This is a genomic window from Microbulbifer aestuariivivens (genome assembly GCF_039545115.1).
Taxonomy (GTDB): Bacteria; Pseudomonadota; Gammaproteobacteria; order Pseudomonadales; family Cellvibrionaceae; genus Microbulbifer; species Microbulbifer aestuariivivens.
Genome location: NZ_BAABRT010000003.1, coordinates 124,472 through 142,378, shown reverse-complemented (window position 1 = coordinate 142,378; position 17,907 = coordinate 124,472). Strand labels below are relative to the sequence as shown.

16 protein-coding genes are annotated in these 17,907 nt (G+C 61.9%); 8 read left to right on the top strand and 8 right to left on the bottom strand.

All coding sequences use genetic code 11. The annotated features are described in order from the left end of the window. The first annotated feature begins 40 nt into the window (after window positions 1–40). From ABEA58_RS02955 to ABEA58_RS02945, 3 genes are all read left to right on the top strand, one after another. Window positions 41–490 (top strand): zinc ribbon-containing protein, encoded by a 450-nt coding sequence (locus ABEA58_RS02955; protein WP_345548690.1) that lies wholly within the window; start codon window positions 41–43, stop codon window positions 488–490. Continuing rightward, window positions 490–1,278 carry a YdcF family protein gene (locus ABEA58_RS02950; RefSeq protein WP_345548688.1) on the top strand — a complete coding sequence of 263 codons (789 nt, stop codon included), beginning with the start codon at window positions 490–492 and terminating at the stop codon, window positions 1,276–1,278. Before ABEA58_RS02955 ends, ABEA58_RS02950 begins: the two co-directional genes overlap by 1 nt. A 435-nt stretch (window positions 1,279–1,713) precedes the next feature. Continuing rightward, window positions 1,714–2,088 carry a hypothetical protein gene (locus ABEA58_RS02945; protein ID WP_345548686.1) on the top strand — a complete coding sequence of 125 codons (375 nt, stop codon included), beginning with the start codon at window positions 1,714–1,716 and terminating at the stop codon, window positions 2,086–2,088. Between the two features lie 114 nt (window positions 2,089–2,202). Here the strand turns inward: ABEA58_RS02945 and ABEA58_RS02940 are convergent, their stop codons facing one another. The 6 genes from ABEA58_RS02940 to miaB all read right to left on the bottom strand — a co-directional run bounded on the left by ABEA58_RS02940 (window position 2,203) and on the right by miaB (window position 9,063). Beyond that, window positions 2,203–3,117 carry a TIGR01777 family oxidoreductase gene (locus tag ABEA58_RS02940; RefSeq protein ID WP_345548684.1) on the bottom strand — a complete coding sequence of 305 codons (915 nt, stop codon included), beginning with the start codon at window positions 3,115–3,117 and terminating at the stop codon, window positions 2,203–2,205. 241 nt (window positions 3,118–3,358) lie between these two features. Continuing rightward, window positions 3,359–4,936 (bottom strand): apolipoprotein N-acyltransferase, encoded by a 1,578-nt coding sequence (gene lnt, locus ABEA58_RS02935; protein ID WP_345548683.1) that lies wholly within the window; start codon window positions 4,934–4,936, stop codon window positions 3,359–3,361. A 51-nt stretch (window positions 4,937–4,987) separates the two neighbouring features. Beyond that, window positions 4,988–5,884, bottom strand: coding sequence for a CorC family transporter (locus tag ABEA58_RS02930; RefSeq protein WP_345548682.1), 897 nt, complete (start codon window positions 5,882–5,884; stop codon window positions 4,988–4,990). A gap of 92 nt (window positions 5,885–5,976) precedes the next feature. Continuing rightward, on the bottom strand, window positions 5,977–6,465 hold the full coding sequence (ybeY, locus tag ABEA58_RS02925; RefSeq protein WP_345548681.1) for an rRNA maturation RNase YbeY: 489 nt from the start codon (window positions 6,463–6,465) through the stop codon (window positions 5,977–5,979). A 23-nt stretch (window positions 6,466–6,488) separates the two neighbouring features. Then, window positions 6,489–7,514, bottom strand: coding sequence for a PhoH family protein (locus ABEA58_RS02920; protein WP_345548680.1), 1,026 nt, complete (start codon window positions 7,512–7,514; stop codon window positions 6,489–6,491). 169 nt (window positions 7,515–7,683) lie between these two features. Further along, on the bottom strand, window positions 7,684–9,063 hold the full coding sequence (gene miaB / locus ABEA58_RS02915) for a tRNA (N6-isopentenyl adenosine(37)-C2)-methylthiotransferase MiaB (protein ID WP_345548678.1): 1,380 nt from the start codon (window positions 9,061–9,063) through the stop codon (window positions 7,684–7,686). A 200-nt stretch (window positions 9,064–9,263) separates the two neighbouring features. Between miaB and ABEA58_RS02910 the strand changes: the two genes are divergently transcribed. Next, a complete protein-coding gene (locus ABEA58_RS02910) occupies window positions 9,264–9,596 on the top strand; it encodes a DUF1820 family protein (protein ID WP_345548676.1) in 333 nt (110 codons plus the stop codon). A 392-nt stretch (window positions 9,597–9,988) separates the two neighbouring features. Here ABEA58_RS02910 and ABEA58_RS02905 read toward each other — a convergent pair whose 3' ends face one another. Then, a complete protein-coding gene (locus ABEA58_RS02905) occupies window positions 9,989–11,260 on the bottom strand; it encodes an aspartate aminotransferase type Ic (RefSeq protein WP_345548674.1) in 1,272 nt (423 codons plus the stop codon). 183 nt (window positions 11,261–11,443) lie between these two features. After that, window positions 11,444–12,373: a DUF6279 family lipoprotein gene (locus ABEA58_RS02900; RefSeq protein WP_345548672.1), complete on the bottom strand. Its 930-nt coding sequence runs from the start codon at window positions 12,371–12,373 to the stop codon at window positions 11,444–11,446. An 898-nt stretch (window positions 12,374–13,271) separates the two neighbouring features. Between ABEA58_RS02900 and nagK the strand changes: the two genes are divergently transcribed. Genes nagK through ABEA58_RS02880 form a run of 4 tightly spaced genes read left to right on the top strand, consistent with a single transcriptional unit; the run spans window position 13,272 to window position 17,840 of the window. After that, on the top strand, window positions 13,272–14,237 hold the full coding sequence (nagK, locus tag ABEA58_RS02895) for an N-acetylglucosamine kinase (protein WP_345548670.1): 966 nt from the start codon (window positions 13,272–13,274) through the stop codon (window positions 14,235–14,237). Window positions 14,238–14,258: 21 nt separating this feature from the next. Further along, entirely contained in the window at window positions 14,259–15,317 is a 1,059-nt protein-coding gene (nagB-II, locus tag ABEA58_RS02890; protein ID WP_345548668.1) for a glucosamine-6-phosphate deaminase NagB-II, read from the top strand. Window positions 15,318–15,329: 12 nt separating this feature from the next. Further along, window positions 15,330–16,466, top strand: coding sequence for an N-acetylglucosamine-6-phosphate deacetylase (gene nagA, locus ABEA58_RS02885; protein WP_345548815.1), 1,137 nt, complete (start codon window positions 15,330–15,332; stop codon window positions 16,464–16,466). A 57-nt stretch (window positions 16,467–16,523) separates the two neighbouring features. Beyond that, complete coding sequence (locus ABEA58_RS02880) at window positions 16,524–17,840, top strand: sugar MFS transporter (protein ID WP_345548666.1); 1,317 nt, start codon at window positions 16,524–16,526, stop codon at window positions 17,838–17,840. The last annotated feature ends 67 nt before the right edge of the window (window positions 17,841–17,907 follow it).

Sequence of the window (17,907 nt, the reverse complement as noted above, 5' to 3'; positions counted from 1 at the left end):
ACTCATACACTGGAAAGCGCCGAATTATATGGGGGATGCCATGACGAAGGAACCGAAGTTACCCGCAGAGGAAAATCTGGCGGAAGATCTGCGCCAGGAACTGGAGAATCTGATCGAGGGCGAACTGGCCGTAGAGAACCTCACTGCCAACAAGATGGCTTTTCTGCGCGCCTGGCTGAAGGACGACCTGCATCGCGCGGCGGACTACCTGCGCGAGCTCGCAGGGGAGCTGAAAACCACCGAAGAGCGCACCGGCGACCTGTTCCTGAATGCCGCAGACCCCACCGAGGCGGCGTGGCCCAAGCTGATGCGCTGTATCCAGGACGGCGAGCCCTGGGCCCTGGCGGGGGAAACTGTGGGCGCCGGGGAGGAGTTGCAGTGCCTGGGCTGCGGCTACCGCGCCCTGCCCCCCGAGGGTAGCCAGATCACCCCCTGCCACCGCTGTGGTTATGGCCTTTTTCGCCAGGTCAGCGGTGGTCTCGAGGGCTGATGGAATCCCAGGCCGCCCTCACCACTCTGGCGATGCCGCCACTGGCCCCGCTGCTGGGGCTGTTGCTGGCTTTTGTGCTGTGGCTGCTGCCGTCTTCGTCGCTGCTGGCAAAGTTGTCATTGCCGCTGGCTATTGTCTCCGTCGCCATATTGTGGATTGCGGCGACGCCGGCCTTTTCCTACTGGCTCGGTCAGCAGGTGGGGCGGGTAGCGGAGAGACCGGAGCGGGCCAGTTCGGCACCGCAGGCCATTGTTGTGCTGGGGGCCGGGCGTTACCGGGATGAGAAGACTGGTAACGAACGCCTGTCTGCCACCAGCCTGGAAAGACTGCTGTGGGCGGTGCAAGAGGCCCCGGGGCAACTCCCCGTCCTGGTGTCTGGCGGCCGAGTCTTCGCGGCGGAGCGGGACAGCGAAGCCCAACTGATGGCGGCGGTGATGGAGGCGCGCCTGCAGCGCCCGGTAACTTGGCAGGAGAATTGCAGTCGTACAACGGCGGAGAACGCGGTGAACAGCGCGGCCATGCTCCATGATGCCGGTGTGGAGAGCATCCTGCTGGTGACCCACTGGTGGCACATGCCGCGGGCGGCGCGGGTTTTTGCCCGCGCCGGACTGCAGGTGCAGCCGTTGGCGGTGGGTGCCGCCGGCGAATTGTTGCCCAGGGGGCAGAGTGGACTGCTGAGCTGGCTGCCGACCGCCTCCGCCATGCTGCGCACCCAGGTCTACTGGCGGGAGCTGCTCGGGCGGTGGTGGTATTACTGGAAGCCACTGCCACCGGAACGCAAATGTTGAGGCATTTGTCCCCCGGTTCGTCTCCCTGAATGTGGCAAGTGCGTGTGGTGGGTGTTGCGGATGTGGTGGCTTGCCTGAATCCGGCTACACCGCCCTGAATTCAATATTGAACACGCGATATTGAACACGCGATATTGAACCCGGTTGTCTGAAGCATTTGCCGGAAATATTGGCGCTAAATGATAAGAGGCTGCCATGGGATGCGGTTAGGATAGCGCCGGGCAGGGCCCGCAACTCTGGATCGGAATAGCCTGGACCGGAGCACCCTGGACCCAATCACCCCGGTCTCAGGGACTTGCTCCAAATGGCTTGGTTCAAGTGGCCTGGACCAAGACGCCCAACCCGCAGAGGCTTCACTGGCAGAGCGCGCTGGTGAACGGGACGGAAACCGTGGCTGTGGATAACAACGAAAAGAATAAGAGAGGTATCGCCGAAATGAGTACACTGGCAGCATCTTTTTCTCCCCTCGAGTTACACAACCGTCTGAACCGCCTGGTGAAAATCGGCTTTCGGCGGGTGCGCCGCGACGGCCGCGAGCTGGTATTCCTCACCGCTGGTGGTGAGGCCGGTGCGCAGGTGCGTAAAAACTTTGAAACCTTCGCCGGGCAGATCGTGCGGGAGTTTCGCCTGGATCCGCACGAGGTCGACTTCATTGAGTTGCGCGTCGAGGCGGGAGAGCTGCACTGGTACCGCTGGCACGCCCAGTGGGTTGGCTCTGCACCAATGGAGTGCGTGGCCGAGGCCGTGGAAGGCGAGTCTGGGCGCCGATACCTGATGCAGGTGCTGGAGGCCAGCGAAGAGGCGGCTTGAGCGCAGCTGTCCCCCGGGCCCGGGCTCTACCCGGGTATCGCTTTCGACCGGCTTGTCACTTGCGTGGTCTTTTCTTGGCGTGGGTGCTGTGGCTCTGGATTCGCCCAGTAAGGCTCAGGCCTGAGCCTTGCGAGGGCGCCGCTTGCCGAGAAGGTCTGCAAGGGCGCCTTGCAGTGTCGGAAAGCGGAAGGTGTAACCGGTATCCAGCGCTGTCCGCGGCTCCATACGCTGGCTCGCCAGCAGAAGCTCTTCTGCCATCCCCGCAAACATCAGCTTCAGCACCCAGCCCGGTGTGCGCACCAGACATGGGCGGTGCAGTTGTTTGGCCAGCAGCCGCGAGAAGCTGTTATTGGTCACCGCCTCCGGAGCGCAGGCGTTGAACGGCAGGCACAGAGGCTGTTCGATGGCATGCAGCATCAGCCCGACGATATCGTCCTCGTGAATCCAGCTCATCCACTGTTCCCCCGAGCCCATGGGTCCGCCAACGCCCAGGCGGAAGGGAGGCAGCATCTGGGCGAGCGCCCCCCCGCGGGTCGACAGCACGATACCGGTGCGCATGATTCCTACGCAAATGCCCGCCTGCTGCAGGGGCAGGGTGGCCGCCTCCCAGTCCCGGCACAGCTCGGCGGCAAAACCTCCTCCGGGCGGGCTGTTCTCTTTCAGCAGGTCGCCGCCGCGGTCGCCGTAGTAGCCCACCGCCGAGCCCGAGAGCACGTACCTTGGCCGCTGTTCCAGTGACAGGCACCAGCGCACCAGCTGCTGCGTGGTTTCGATTCGGGATCTGCGGATTTCCTCACAGCGCCGTGCGCTCCAGCGATGGCTGATCGGTTCGCCTGCCAGATTGACCACCACATCGACGGGTTCTTCCACTTCGTGCAGTTCGGCCACGCCGGTGGCGGCTTCGCCACAGAGCGCGCGGACTTTATGCGGCCGTCCGCTCAGTACCGTCACGGTATTGCCGCGAGCGAGCCACTGCTGGCAAAAGTGCCGACCGATCAGGCCGGTGCCGCCGGTAATCAAGCAATGCATAGGATGGGCATCCGTGCCTTTTTCATTTATTGGTCAGCATAATAGCAGTCGCCAGCTGATTGGCTGTCCCTTTTGCTGGCCCCAAGTGCTGACCCCAAGAATTCCGGGAAAGGTATTGATAGAGAGTGTAAGTCAATCCCTGTGCGCGCCGGTGGCTTGCAGCGCCCCTTGCGCGCGGCATCTTCGCGGCTGCCGGGGAAAAATCCGTGGCTGTTTTCCTCTCGGTGAAATCCGGCTCGGTTCAGTGGCTGTCGGCGGCCTCGCTGGCGAGCACCGCCTCTCCTGTGGCGCGGCGGGCCGGCTGCAGCATCAGTGCCGCGGCGAGCATCGCTGTGGCCAGTGCCAGTATTGGCCAGAGGCCCAGCAGCATAAACGGTGTCGAGCCGCTCATGGCGGTGACGCTGCCGGTGAGGATGCCGCGCTCGAACTGGGGCAGGCGCGCGGTTATCTGCCCGCGGGGATCGACGATGGCGGTGATGCCGGTGTTGGTGGCCCGCACCAGAAAGCGGCCGGTTTCCAGCGCGCGCATCTGCGCCATCTGCATATGCTGCAGTGGCCCGATGGAGGCACCGAACCAGGCATCGTTGCTGATGGTGAGCAGCACCTCGGAGTCGAGTGCGCTGTCGGCCACCAGTGCCGGGTAGACGATTTCATAGCAGATCAGCGGCGCCCAGCCGGTACCGGCGGCCTGGAGTGACTGCTGCTCATCGGGACCGGGGCGGATAAATGAGGTGGGCAGGTTGAAGAATTCGATGGTGTCGCGCAGCCAGTCTTCCAGTGGCACATACTCGCCAAAAGGAACCAGGTGGCGCTTGTGGTAGACCTGTGGGCTGCTGCCGAACACCGCGGCGGAATTATGAATCAGCCGGCGGGGCGCGCCGGTTTCCGGTCGCTCGATGCGATCGTAGAGAATGCCGCTGATCAGGTCGATACCGGTCTGATCGGCATTTCTCTGCAGGGCCTGCATCAGGTTGGGGGCCTGACTGTGCAGCAGAGGCAGGGCGGCCTCCGGCCAGATGATAACGTCCACCTTCTGTGCGGTCAGTGCGCGGGTGCCTTCCTGGTAGCGGCTGATGGTCTCACCGCGAAACTCCGGCAGCCACTTTTTCTCCTGGGGGATATTGGCCTGTACCAGGCCAACGGCAATGTCCTCTCCCGGCGTTGTCCAGCTGACCTGCGACAGCAGGGCGCCGGCGGGCCAGGTCAGGGCGACTGCTATCAGCAGCGCCAGGTGCGTCCGCTGCCGGCGCGGTGATAATTTGCCCGCGGCCAGCAAGGCGATGGCGGCGGCGGAGAGCGCCAGCAGCAGGCCGACACCATACACGCTCAGCACCGGCGCCCAGCCGGCGAGCCAGGTGTCGATATGTCCATAACCGGCAAACAGCCAGGGAAAGCCGGTAAACAGCCAGGTACGCAACCACTCACTCAGCAGCCAGAGCGCGGGGAAGGCCAGGGCGAAGCTGAGGGCGTTGCCGGTAAAGCGTCCCAGCAGCAGGAACGGAAGGGCCAGCACGGCGGCCAGGATGGCGACGAAAGCACCGGTCAAAAGCAGCCCCAGAGCCATGGAGGAGCCGCCGAAGTCGGTGATGGAGACGTAGACCCAGGAGCCGCCACTGGCAAAGAGGCCAAGCCCGAAGCAGAACGCCAGCTTGAAACCCGCGCGCTTGCCCAGCCTGCCGGCACTGGCGGCGCGCAGGCTGAGCCAGGCCAACAGCGCCAGTGACAGCAGCCCGGCGGGCCAGAGGTCAAAGGGCGCGAAGGAGAGGGTCATCAGGCTGCCGGCGATGGCAGCGGCGAGGGCGGGAAAGAGTTTTCGCATGGACTGGTCTCGGTTGCGCCCCGCGCTTGCGGGGCGGCCGGGGTGCGCGGGTTACTCCTCTTCGCGGGGCTGCCGGTTCAGGCGGCTCACGCGCAACAGGTGTATCTGGCGGTTGTCGGCATAGAGAACCCGGAAGCGGAATTCACCCAGGTCGGTAATCTCATCGCGGCTGGGCAGGTGGCCGAAAGACTGCATGATCAGCCCGCCCACGGTGTCGAATTCCTCGTCGCTGAGTTCACAGTCGAAGTATTCGTTGAAGTCCTCGATGGGGGTGAGGGCTTTGACGATATAGTCGTTGTCGCCCACCTTGCGGATATAGCTGTCCGCTTCTTCCTCGTCGGTCTCATCTTCGATTTCGCCGACAATCTCCTCGAGGATATCCTCGATGGTCACCACGCCGGAAACCCCGCCGTACTCGTCGATAACGACGGCCATATGGTAGCGGTTCTCGCGGAACTCCCGCAGCAGGATGTTGAGGCGCTTGCTCTCGGGGATGATGCTGGCGGGGCGGATAATGTTTTCGAGCTCGAAGCCCTCGATGCCCTTGAGGATCAGCGGCAGCAGATCCTTGGCCAGCAGGATGCCGCGGATGTCATCGATGCTCTCACCGATGACGGGAAAGCGCGAGTGACCGGACTCGATGATTTTGGGCAGAAATTCTTCCGGCGAATCCTGCAGGCTGACCACCACCATCTGTGAGCGGGGGATCATGATTTCCCGCACCTGCTGGTTGGAAACGTCCAGGGCGCCCTCGATGATGGACAGGGCCTCGGCGTCTACCAGCTTGTTGTCTGCCGCATCCTTGATGATTTCGAGCAGCTCGTCGCGGGACTTGGGTTCGGCGGAAAAGGCGCCGAAGAGTTTTTCCAGCCAGTTTTTCTCCCCCGTTCGGGGTTTGCCGGAAGACTGACTACTTGGGGGTTCGTCTGTGGTCATGGATGTGGCCATGCTCCGCTTTCTCTTGTCGTGTATCAAAATCGCCATGACGGCGGTTGGGCCACGTTGGCCTCAAGTGGGGGTTGCCGAGGGGTGCCCGTAGGCTAGTCCGCGGCCTGCTCCTGGGGCTGGTAGGGATCGGCAATACCGAGCCGGGCCAGCACCCGGACCTCCAGGTTTTCCATGATCTCCGCCTCGGCATCGTCGATATGGTCGTAACCCAGAAGGTGCAGTGTGCCATGGACCACCATGTGTGCCCAGTGCGCCGGGGCCGCTTTGTGCTGCTCCGCCGCTTCCGAGGCGACTACTGGCGCACAGATCACAAGGTCGCCGAGCAGCGGCAGGTCCACGCCCTTGGGCAGCTCCGCAGGAAAGGATAATACATTGGTGGGTTTGTCCTTGCCCCGGTACTGGTGGTTCAGCGCCCGGCTTTCATCCGCATCGACGATGCGCACGGACACTTCGGCCTGCTCGCGCAGGCCTTCCAGAGTGGCTGTAACCCACTGGCGGATCTGTTCATCAGTGGGCAGATCGCGGGCGCTGCTGGCACGCTGTACATCCAGATACAGGTTTGTCCGATGCGGGTCTGTCATCGCGTTTTTCAAGCGGGCGCGGCTCAGGCCGCGTCTTCGCTGCTCCGCTTTTCCGCCGCTTCGCGGGCCGCCTCGTGAATATCGTAGGCCTCGACAATGCGCTGCACCAGCGGGTGACGCACCACGTCTTTGGCGCCGAAGTGGGTAAAGCTGATGCCGTTGACCTTGTCTAGTACCTCGATGGCGTGACGCAGTCCCGACGCCTGCCCGCGGGGCAGGTCGATCTGGCTGGGGTCGCCGGTGATGACCGCCGTGGAGCCGAAGCCGATCCGGGTCAGGAACATCTTCATCTGCTCGCGGGTGGTGTTCTGGCTCTCGTCGAGGATCACGAAGGCATTGTTCAGGGTGCGGCCGCGCATATAGGCGAGCGGCGCCACCTCGATGACGTTGCGCTCGATCAGCTTGCCCACGGTCTCGAAGCCGAGCATTTCGTAGAGGGCGTCATACAGCGGGCGCAGGTAGGGATCGACCTTCTGGCTCAGGTCGCCGGGCAGGAAGCCGAGTTTCTCGCCTGCTTCCACCGCTGGCCGCACCAGCAGGATGCGCTCAACCTCGTCCTTCAGCAGGGACTCCACGGCGCAGGCCACGGCCAGATAGGTTTTGCCGGTGCCGGCGGGGCCGATGCCGAAGTTGATGTCGTTGCTCTGTACCGCGCGCACGTAGCGGCGCTGGTTCAGGCCGCGCGGGCGCACGGAGCATTTCTTGGTGCGGATCAGCACCACCTGATCCGTTTCACCGCCGCCCTCGCCATCGCCCTGTTCCAGCAGCTCTTCCACACCGGACTGCTGCAGGGCCAGGTGGATTTCATCGGGGGTCAGGTGGTCGCGCTTTTCCGTTTCGTTATAGAGGAAGTCCAGCAGTTTGCCGGCGGCGCGGGCACTTTCCGGTTCGCCGTAAAAGGCAAACTGGTTGCCGCGGTTGCGGATTTCGATGTCGAGTCGCTGTTCTATCTGACGCAGGTGTTCATCAAACTGGCCGCAGAGGTTGGCGAGGCGGCGCGCGTCGTTGGGTTCGAGGGTGATGCTGTGGGCGAGGGTATGTGTTTCCAAATTGGTTTCCGGCACCTTTTGTCTGGGGTTTTCACTGCTAGGGTATACCGATTTTCCCGGCAGGGGAAAGGTCGCGATATGACCGATCCCTTCTAACTGTTAGAACTGTTTATAACGCAGAGATATTAAGGCTGCGGGGCCGGCGGCCCCGAGACTGTGTCGGTGGTGGTCAGAACAGGGGGCCGTCCAGTTCTGAAGTAACCAGGGTGCCGCGCAGAGAGTTCGGCAGCGCCTCTTCAATCAGCACATCGGCAAATTTGCCGATCAGCGCCATGTCGTCGGCGCGGAAGTTGACCACCCGGTTGTTCTCGGTCCGGCCCTGCAGCTGGCCCGGGTCCTTTTTGGAGACGCCGGTAACCAGCACTCGCTCGGTATTGCCCACCATGCGCCGGGCGATCTCCGCCGCCTGCTGGTTGATGCGGTGCTGCAGCAGCTGCAGGCGCTGTTTTTTCACCGCCTCCGGGGTTTCATCCGGCAGGTCCGCGGCCGGCGTGCCGGGCCGTGCGGAATAGATGAAGCTGAAAGAAATATCGAAACCCACATCCTGAATCAGCTTCATGGTGTCTTCGAAGTCCTTATCGGTTTCCCCGGGGAAGCCGACGATAAAATCCGACGACAGGCAGATATCCGGGCGGATCTGGCGCAGGCGGCGGATCTTGGACTTGTACTCCAGCGCCGTGTGGCCGCGCTTCATCGCCATCAGAATGCGGTCTGAGCCGCTCTGCACCGGCAGGTGCAGGTGGTTCACCAGCTGCGGCACTTCCCCGTAGACATCGATCAGGGCATCGGAGAACTCCACCGGGTGCGAGGTGGTGTAGCGGATGCGATCGATACCGTCGATGGCGGCAACGTAGGTGATGAGTTCGGCGAAGTCCACGGTGTGGCCGTCATCGCCGGTTACCCGGTAGGCGTTGACGTTCTGGCCCAGCAGGTTCACCTCGCGCACGCCCTGGTCTGCCAGATGCGCGACCTCCTCAAGAACATCCGCCAACGGGCGGCTGACTTCCTCGCCGCGGGTGTAGGGCACCACGCAGAAGGTGCAGTACTTGGAGCAGCCCTCCATGATGGAGACGAAGGCGGTGGCGCCTTCCGCTTCCGGTTGCGGCAGCCGGTCGAACTTCTCGATTTCCGGGAAGGTGACGTCCACCACCACCGCGCCCGTGTCCTGGCGATGGGTTTCCATCATTTCCGGCAGCCGGTGCAGGGTCTGCGGGCCGAAGATCAGGTCCACGTAAGGGGCGCGCTTGGCGATGGCATCGCCCTCCTGGCTGGCCACGCAGCCACCGACGCCGATCACCAGATCGGGATTTTTTTCCTTCAGGTGCTTCCAGCGGCCCAGCTGGTGGAACAGTTTTTCCTGCGCTTTCTCGCGAATAGAACAGGTGTTGACCAGCAGCACGTCGGCCTCTTCAGGGTCGTCTGTGGGAACCATGGCGTGGGACTCGCCGAGCAGGTCGCGCATGCGCGACGAGTCATACTCGTTCATCTGGCAGCCGTGGGTCTTGATATAGAGCTTTTTCACCCTGTTTTCGCGCGGGGTTTCGGACATATCGGGCCTGGTTAAAAACTGGTCAAATCAAAAGGTGGGGCATTATAGCGATACGGCCCTTCACTGCCTAGCAGCCGCGCCGGCGGGCGGTATTAGGTCGCGCGGAGCTGTGGTATGCTGCCGCGCTTTTTCCGGCCACGCCTATGTGGCGCCGGCCGAGACTAGTATTTCCAAGGGGCAGGACCCCGTCAGAGACATCTATGGCGAACCCGATCTACAAAGTCATCTTTCACAACCAGAATCAGGTGTACGAACTCTACGCCCGGGCCATTTATCAGAGCGATATGTATGGCTTTATCGAGGTGGAGGAGTTCGTATTCGGCGAGAAGTCGCAGCTGCTGGTGGACCCGGCCGAGGAAAAGCTGAAAAACGAGTTTGCCTCGGTGGCCCGCTCCTATATCCCCATGCACAGCATCGTGCGCATCGATGAGGTGGAGAAAGAGGGCACCGGCAAGATTGTCGAAGTCAAAGGCGATAAGATTGCCAAATTTCCCTTTCCGCCCCCCATGCAGCCCCCGCATGACAGTGATTGATCGCTAGCGGCAGCGTATCGCTGCCGCCTGTTCTGTGGTCCGCTTCCCATTCCCGTCCTCTTGTTTCGCTGCTCTGTGCTCTAACACCCTAGGGCTTGGGCTGTCACCCCCGGTCTCACTTGCACTTTACTCAGGCCCTCATAGTCCTCCTGTTTTCAGAGCATTGGGAAAGCTGGCTTCCAGCTCTGCCCGCCACCGTTGAGCAGGTGGTTGTGAGGTTATGTGAAGGGAAAGAGAAAGAGGTGGCGAAGCGGGTGGTGTGGCAGCGGCGTGGCGAAGCCGGCGCTTCACGCTTATATTTTTAAGTTTTTTGCGGATTTGTATGTCCACCCAGCGGGCGGCTGCGTCTCACAGACTTCTTCTGTGAGACGCAGCCGCCGCCCGGCAACCGATTATGCCGCCAGGGCCTTGCGCACGCTGGCCAGCTTCACGCACAGAACGAAGACGGACATTGCCGTATCCAGCTCTTCCAGCGGCGGGAAGCTGGGGGCGATGCGGATATTGCGATCCTCCGGGTCCTTGCCGTAGGGGAAGGTGGCGCCGGCGGGGGTCAGCTTGACGCCGGCATCGGCCGCCAGTTTGACCACGGCCTGGGCGCAGCCCGGGCGGGTGTCAAAGGACACGAAGTAACCGCCCTTGGGTTTTTCCCACTGGCCGAGATCGGACTCGCCGAAGGCCTCATCCAGGTGCTTGAGCACCAGCGCGAACTTCGGCTGCAGGATCTCGGCGTGCTTCTTCATATGCTCTTTCAGCATCGAGAATTCGGGGAACAGGCGCGAGTGGCGCAGCTGATTCACTTTGTCGGGGCCAATGGTCATGGCCTGCATCTGCTGTTTCAGTGAAGCCAGGTTGGCCGGGCTCGCGCTGACAAAGGCGACGCCGGAACCCGCATGGGTGACTTTGGAAGTGGAGGCGAACTGCAGTACGCAGTCGACCGTGTCATTTTCCAGGCTGGCGGTGCGGATATTGGGCAGGCTGACCTGTTGTCCCAGATCGTGGATGGCGTAGGCGTTGTCCCAGAAAACACGGAAGCCGGGGTTGGCGATCTTGCCCAGGCGGGCCACGCGCTCGACGGTTTCCTCGTCATAGGTGACGCCAGTGGGGTTGGAGAATTTCGGTACGCACCACATGCCGACAATTTCCTGATCCGCCTGCACCAGGCGCTCCACCTCGTCCATATCCGGACCGGTTGCGGTCATGGGGACATTGACCAGGCCGATGCCGAGCTGCTCGCAGATGGCGAAGTGGCGGTCATAGCCGGGAACCGGGCAGAGGAATTTGGGCGCCTGCATTTCCCGCCACGGTTTGTTGCCGGCAAAGCCAAACAGGTAGCCGGTCAGCACCGCGTGGTACATCAGGGTAAGCGAGCTGTTGCCCCCGGCGATGACTTCACTGGCGGGTACCTGGAGGATATCGGCGCCAAGCTCGCGGGAGCAGACAAGGCCGTCAAGGCCACCGTAATTGCGGGTATCGGTTCCGTCGTCGGCACGGTACTCACCATTGAGAAGACCGTCGAGCTTGTCGGACAGGCTCAGCTGATCCGCGGAGGGTTTGCCGCGGGTGATATCCAGGTTGAGCTCATGCTGGCAAATGCGCTGGTATTGCGCAGACAGTTCTTTTTCCCACGCCTGTAACTGATCTCGGGTGGCGGAATCGATACGCACGGGTATTCCTCGTTTCACTGAATGAATGGAAGCGGCGAGCTTATCAGCAGCGGTGAAGAGTCGCCAGCGGAGAGAAGCCCGGGGCGGGCTTTTGCTGCGGCGATACAAGTGCAGGTCAGGGTGCGGTCGGTGGCGGGCCGAGAGCGTTATAGCGCCGGCAGATAGCCGCAGGGAAAAGTGCCGTCAGCGCCGGGCCAGGCTGCGGAAATCCAGCGCGTAATCCCGCAGCGACTCGGTTAAATGCTCGCGCTGGGCCGGCGTGGTGCTTGCCAGCAGTTCGCGGCTTAGCTGCATGGCCTGCTGCCGCCGCTGCTCCCACATCTGGCGGTACTCCTCGGGCCAGAGCCGCTCCGGGTTTTGCATCAGGTCCAGCAGCTGGTCCTGGTAGCCCGGGGGTTTTTCCCGCAACAGGGAGATAAAACGCGCCTGCCAGAGTCGGCGCTGCTGGTCGCGCAGCGGGGGGCTGTAGGCGACCTGGTCGATGAAAGCGGTGATGATCTGCTGCTGCTCGTCGTTGATGGAGCCCAGCCAGCGGCGGCTCTGTTTGCGGAGGCGTTTAAGCCGCTCTTTGCGCACTTTTTGTGGAGATTCCTGCCACTCCTGCAGTGACTCCATGTTTTTTTCCTGCAGGTTTTTCTCCAGTGTGTCGATCTGGGCGGCGGTTAACTGTGCGGTGAGCGGTAGCAGCAGTTGGTAAAGCTGGCCGCTGCTGCTATCCCAGAGTTGATTGACCTCACTTTCGAGGGCGGGCAGGGATACCTCCTCGAGTTCGCCGTTTGCGGCTGCCTGTGCCAGCTGTTCGAGGAAATCGGCGTAGCGGGGCAGCTGCGTCTGGCGGTGCCAGCGATGAAAGCTTTCCAGCGATGAGGTCAAGCGATCTTTCTGGCGGCTATTGAGATCAACATAATGGCTGAGTTGCCAGCGCAACAGAATATCCATCTGGTTGTAAGCGAGCTGAATACTGGAGCAGCTGGTGAGAGACAGCAGGCAAAACAGCAGCCATAACAACCGCGATAGCGGTCGCGCCGCGCGGGCCGGGCGGGGCTGCGGAGAAGTGTCTGTGCTGGAAACGGCTTGAGCGGCGGTGGTGCGTGCCCTGGGTGCCGGGAACACTTTGCTGATCCTCCTTGCTGGCTCACTGATTCGCTCACTCACTCGCGATGATCGCGGCGCGAGAGTGCAAAAGTGCCTGTAAAAATCCCTCTAGGGTTGCTGCAAATATAGCTTCCTTCGTGAAGGGGACGCTAGTCGGATCATATCCCTGGGGCTGTGCTCAGGGAGTCTCTACGCTGGCGGATATCGCCGGACTCCCCTGCTGCCCGAGTTTCCCGAGTTGTTCCAGTCTCCAGTTCGGCACCTTGAGCTGTTGGCCCGCAGCAAAAGTTTGCCAGCAGGATGGCAAGCAATTCCCGTTGCAAAAAATTCGCGGTGACTTTCAGGTTTTTCCCTCTCCTGTGAGTTTTGCCTGTGCTCCTCTAGGTGGCGCTCGCGGCTGCTCTGTTCTGCGCTGCGCGATACGGCCCTGCCACCCTGTGGCGAGCGTTTTATCGCAGAGCCGTGTTGGCGGGCGATGGCGGGAAATGGAAACCTCTATGAAGGATGGGCTGCGGGAATTTTGTGCCGGGTGCTGGGCCTTGAGCAGCCTGCTTGTTGCGGTTGCAACTGTGGGGGCTCTAACTGTGGGAGCCGCCGCTGAGGCTTGCGTCGGTCTCGGTCTCTATACTGCAGGTGCGACTGGAGAAAAGGCATCAGCGCTTTAGCGCTTTTATTGGTCTGATAGTAGCGCAGGTAGCAGCGCAAGCAGTGGGTGTCCCGAGTGATGTTTGGGTAGACGCCAATGGGTGAATTCAAGGGTTTTTCCATAAATGGCATGACAACGCTGTCATTCATCCTGTAATATCCCTGCCATTCACACTGGCATTCGCCATGGGCACGTCGCGCCTCCCGGGGGATTAAGTTGGGAAGCGCGATAGGGACACATAACAATACAAAATCTTAGAGGCCGGTACTGATGGTTGCTTTGAGAGACAGGGACATACTTTACATTGGCATCGATGGCGGCGGCAGCAAGTGTCGCGCCTCGGTAATCGATGCCGGCAATCAAGTACTCGGCACCGGTGTCTCCGGTCCCGCCAACCCTCTGCACGGTTATGAGCAGACCATCGATTCCATCCTCGGCTCCGCCACTCTGGCACTGGCCGATGCCGGTTTGCCTCCGGAAACAATGGGTGAGCTGGTGGCGGGCGTTGGCCTTGCCGGCGTCAATATGCCGAGGCTCTATGAGCAGATGGAAGCCTGGGGTCACCCCTTCAAGAAAATGTACCTGACCACTGACCAGCACACCGCGTGCCTGGGTGCGCACCAGGGCAATGACGGAGCGGTGATTATCGCCGGTACCGGCTCCTGCGGTTATTGCTGGGTCGATGGCCGCAGCCTCCTGCTGGGCGGGCACGGTTTCCCCCATGGCGACAAGGGCAGCGGCGCCTGGATGGGTATGGAAGCCATCAAATATCTGCTGATGGCGCTGGATGGCCTGGCGGAGGATTCCCGTCTCAAAGGGGAGCTGCTCAAGGCTCTGGACGCTTCCGATGCCAATGAGGTGTTCGAGAAAATCGGCGGTAAATCTTCCAGTCACTACGCGCGCATGGCGGTGCCAGTGATCGAGTGCGCTGAGTCCGGCGACCCGGTGGCGGTGGCGATCGTGCGCGATGGCGCAGCCTATATCAGCGACCTGGCGGACAAGCTGCTGGAGCAGAAACCCCCGCGGCTGTCCATGATTGGCGGCCTGGCGCCGAGGCTGCGCCCCTGGCTGGCACCCCATGTGGTGGAGCGCCTGACGGAACCTCGGGAGCCGCCGGAGATGGGTTGTATGTACTTCGCCCAGCAGTCTCTGGCCCGCGAGGCCGGTGAAGCGCTGGGCACCACAGGCAAAACGGGCACAGCTGGCAAAACCGACAGCAATGCACTGTTGAGTTAACAGATAAAAACAGAGAGTGAGATGAGTTCAGCAAACATGGCAGAGGCAACACAGGTAGACAGCGCGATGGGTACTAGGGTTATGGGTACTACGGTGATGGAATCCGAGGCCCGCGAGGCGCCGGACCGCATAGCGGAGCAACTGCAAAACAACGCCCCCATCATGGCCGAGCTGGGCGAGCGGCTGCGCCGCCAGCCGCCGCGTTTCGTCATGATTGTCGGTCGCGGCTCCTCCGATCACGCCGGTGTATTTGCCAAGTACCTGATCGAAATCGAGACCGGTACCCCCACCTTTGCCGCCGCGCCTTCGGTATCCAGTGTCTACGGGCGCAAGCTGAAGCTGGAAAACGCACTGGTGCTGGTGATTTCCCAGTCCGGTCGCAGCCCCGACATTCTCGCCCAGGCCCGCATGGCGAAAGAAGCCGGCGCTTATGTGGTGGCGCTGGTCAATGACGAGTCCGCGCCCATCGGCGATATCGCCGATCTGCTGGTGCCCTTGAAAGCCGGGCCTGAAAAAGCGGTCGCGGCCACCAAGAGCTATCTCGCCACCCTGTCGGCGGTGCTGCAGCTGGTGGCGAACTGGACTCAGGATGCGCAGCTGCTCTCCGCCATCGAGACCCTGCCGCAGACGCTGCGCGATGCGGTGAACTCCGATATCCAGTTGCGCCCGGAGGATGTGGCTGCCGTCAAGAATCTGGTGGTGCTCGGCCGCGGGCCGGGTTATGGCATTACCCGCGAGCTGGCATTGAAATTAAAGGAAGTGTGCAATATCCACGCGGAATCCTTCTCCAGTGCGGAGTTCCTGCACGGCCCGGTGACGCTGGTCGAGCAGAAGCTCACCGTGGTGAACGTGCCCATTGAAGACGAGTCTTACGAGGCGCACAGCGAGCAGATCGCCGACATCATCCGCCGCGGTGGCACCCTGGTGAATCTCCACGTGCCCAGCAAAGGCATACATCCGCGGGTGGCACCGCTGGCGCTGCTGCAGCGTTTTTATATCGATGTGGCCCACGTTGCGGTCAGCCGGGGCATCAACCCGGATGAGCCGGCCGGCCTGAAAAAAGTCACCCAGACCCGATAAGCGTTGGCAAGGATGGAAGACGTGGCGCGCACTTTTATTGCCGAACAGCTTTTCGATGGTGAGAACCTCCGCACTGATGTGGCGGTCCGCATCGATGCGGACGGTCGCATCCTGAGCCTGGCTGCCGAGGCGCCGGCGGATGCCCGGCGCCTGCAGGGTCTGGTGGTGCCGGGTCTGGTGGATGTGCAGGTGAACGGCGGTGGCGGTGCGCTGTTTAATAACGATCCCAGTGTCGGCACGCTGCAGCGCATGAGCGCTGCCCACGCCCGCTTCGGTACCACCGGTTTTATGCCCACCCTGATTACCGATCAGGTCGCGGTGATGCGGGCGGCGGCGGAGGCGGTCAGCGCGGCCAGGCGCGAGTCGGTTCCCGGCGTGCTCGGCGTGCACTTTGAAGGCCCGCACCTGAGCGCGCCCAAGAAAGGCACCCACGAGGAGCGCTTTATCCGTCCGCTCAGCGATGAGGAACTGGAAATTTATGCCCGCGATGATCTGGGTATCAAGATGGTCACCCTGGCTCCGGAAAATGTATCGCCGGCGGATATCCGCAGGCTGGTCGATCTGGGAGTGAAGGTCTGCCTCGGGCATTCCAATGCGGATGGCGCCACGGCGAGTGCGGCGCTGGAAGCCGGTGCCAGCTGTTTTACGCACCTCTACAACGCCATGTCGCCACTGCATTCCCGCGAACCGGGTATGGTGGGCACGGCGCTGATCAGCGACGAGGCCTGGTGCGGCCTGATTGCCGATGGCCACCATGTGTGTGCCGAGGCGATGCGGCTGGCCCTCAAGGCCAAGCCCAGAGGCAAGGTCATGCTGGTCACCGACGCCATGTCGCTGGTGGGCAGCGATGAGACCAGCTTCCCGCTGTTCGATCGCGTGGTGACCCGTGACGGCGATCGGCTGACCTCCAATACCGGCGAGCTGGCCGGATCCCACCTGGATATGATTGGCGCGGTGCGCAATATGCACCGCTGGTGCGGCGTCGACCTGTTCGAGGCGCTGCGTATGGCTTCACTGTATCCATCGCAGTTCCTCGGGTTCGATGGAGGGCGCATCGCCGAGGGCGGCCGCGCGGATATGATTTTGTTGAATGATGAACTTCAGGTGCGGGGCGCCTGGATTTCCGGCCGGGAAGTTTTTGCCGCTTAGGCAACCAGTTTTAAAACCGTGGCGAAGACCGCGATAGCGATAATAAAAGGTGCTCCTATGGAAACTGCAGTTCTGCAACAGCGTGAAACGAGAAGCAGCCTGCTGCCGATGGCGATCATCGGCATGCTGTTTTTTATCTTTGGCTTCGTGACCTGGCTCAATGGATCGCTGATCCCATTTCTGAAAGTCCTGTGTGAATTGAACGAGTTTCAGGCGCTGTTCGTTACCTTCGCCTTCTACATCGCCTATACGGTGATGGCGCTGCCGATGTCCTTTATCCTGCGCCGCACTGGCTACCGCGATGGCATGGCCATCGGCCTCGCCATCATGGGGGTGGCCTCGCTGGTCTTTATCCCCGCCGCCCAGACCGGCAGTTATCCCGTATTCCTGCTGGCGCTGTTCGGGCTGGGCGCGGGGCTGACCATTCTGCAGACGGCCTCCAATCCCTACGTGGTCAAGGTGGGTCCGGCCGAGAGCGCCGCCACACGCATCGCCGTGATGGGCATTATCAACAAGGGCGCCGGCGTGCTGGCCCCTCTCGTGTTCACCGCTCTGGTGCTGTCCGGTCTCGCCGACTTCAACACCGAGGCCCTCAGCCGGCTGGCTGAGGCGGAGCGGGCGGCGAAGCTGGAGGAGGTCTCCAATCGCCTGATCATGCCATACATCTACATGGCGGCACTGCTGTTCCTGCTGGTGGGTCTGGTGAAGCTTTCCGGCCTTCCCGATATCGAGGAAGAGGCCGGTGCGCAGGCCGAGGAAAAATCCGGCATCCTGCACTACCCGCAGGTGGTGTTAGGCGCGCTGGCCCTGTTCGCTTATGTCGGTGTTGAAGTGATTGCCGGAGATACCATCGGTCTCTACGGGGAGCGCCTGGGACTCGGTCATTACGCCTCGCTCACCTCCTACACCATGGTGTTTATGGTGATCGGCTACCTGATCGGTGTGTTTGGCATACCGCGTTATATCAGCCAGCAGCAGGCGCTGTTCGGGTCCGCCGTGGCCGGCAGCCTCTGTGTGCTGGGCGTGCTGTTAGGCTCCTCCGAGAGCACCGCCATTGCCAGTGTCCTCTGGGGTTGGAGTGGGGTGCCGGTTGTGCCGGACACCGTAGCCTTTGTGGCGCTGATGGGCCTCGCCCATGCGCTGGTGTGGCCGGCCATCTGGCCGCTGGCTCTGGAGGGATTGGGACGATTCACCGCCCAGGGTTCCGCGCTGCTGATCATGGGTATTGCCGGCGGCGCCATTATTCCACTGGCATTTGGCAAACTGGCCCATGCCGCCGGAACGCCGCAGGCAGGTTATTGGGTGGCGCTCCCCTGTTACCTGTTCATCCTCTTTTATGCCCTCAAGGGTCATAAAATGCGCAGCTGGAAGTAATTTTCCATAGGAAGTGTTTGTAGCGCCGCCAAGCGGCCCGCTTTGGATTTTTGTTGGTTCTCATCTT

Bases quoted from the DNA above. Each gene is read 5' to 3' on its own strand.
- ABEA58_RS02940 (WP_345548684.1), bottom strand. From the start codon at position 3,117: ATGCATTGCTTGATTACCGGCGGCACCGGCCTGATCGGTCGGCACTTT.
- miaB (WP_345548678.1), bottom strand. From the start codon at position 9,063: ATGTCCGAAACCCCGCGCGAAAACAGGGTGAAAAAGCTCTATATCAAG.
- ABEA58_RS02945 (WP_345548686.1), top strand. From the start codon at position 1,714: ATGAGTACACTGGCAGCATCTTTTTCTCCCCTCGAGTTACACAACCGT.
- nagK (WP_345548670.1), top strand. From the start codon at position 13,272: ATGGTTGCTTTGAGAGACAGGGACATACTTTACATTGGCATCGATGGC.
- ybeY (WP_345548681.1), bottom strand. From the start codon at position 6,465: ATGACAGACCCGCATCGGACAAACCTGTATCTGGATGTACAGCGTGCC.
- nagA (WP_345548815.1), top strand. From the start codon at position 15,330: ATGGAAGACGTGGCGCGCACTTTTATTGCCGAACAGCTTTTCGATGGT.
- ABEA58_RS02955 (WP_345548690.1), top strand. From the start codon at position 41: ATGACGAAGGAACCGAAGTTACCCGCAGAGGAAAATCTGGCGGAAGAT.
- ABEA58_RS02910 (WP_345548676.1), top strand. From the start codon at position 9,264: ATGGCGAACCCGATCTACAAAGTCATCTTTCACAACCAGAATCAGGTG.
- lnt (WP_345548683.1), bottom strand. From the start codon at position 4,936: ATGCGAAAACTCTTTCCCGCCCTCGCCGCTGCCATCGCCGGCAGCCTG.
- ABEA58_RS02950 (WP_345548688.1), top strand. From the start codon at position 490: ATGGAATCCCAGGCCGCCCTCACCACTCTGGCGATGCCGCCACTGGCC.
- nagB-II (WP_345548668.1), top strand. From the start codon at position 14,259: ATGAGTTCAGCAAACATGGCAGAGGCAACACAGGTAGACAGCGCGATG.
- ABEA58_RS02930 (WP_345548682.1), bottom strand. From the start codon at position 5,884: ATGGCCACATCCATGACCACAGACGAACCCCCAAGTAGTCAGTCTTCC.
- ABEA58_RS02880 (WP_345548666.1), top strand. From the start codon at position 16,524: ATGGAAACTGCAGTTCTGCAACAGCGTGAAACGAGAAGCAGCCTGCTG.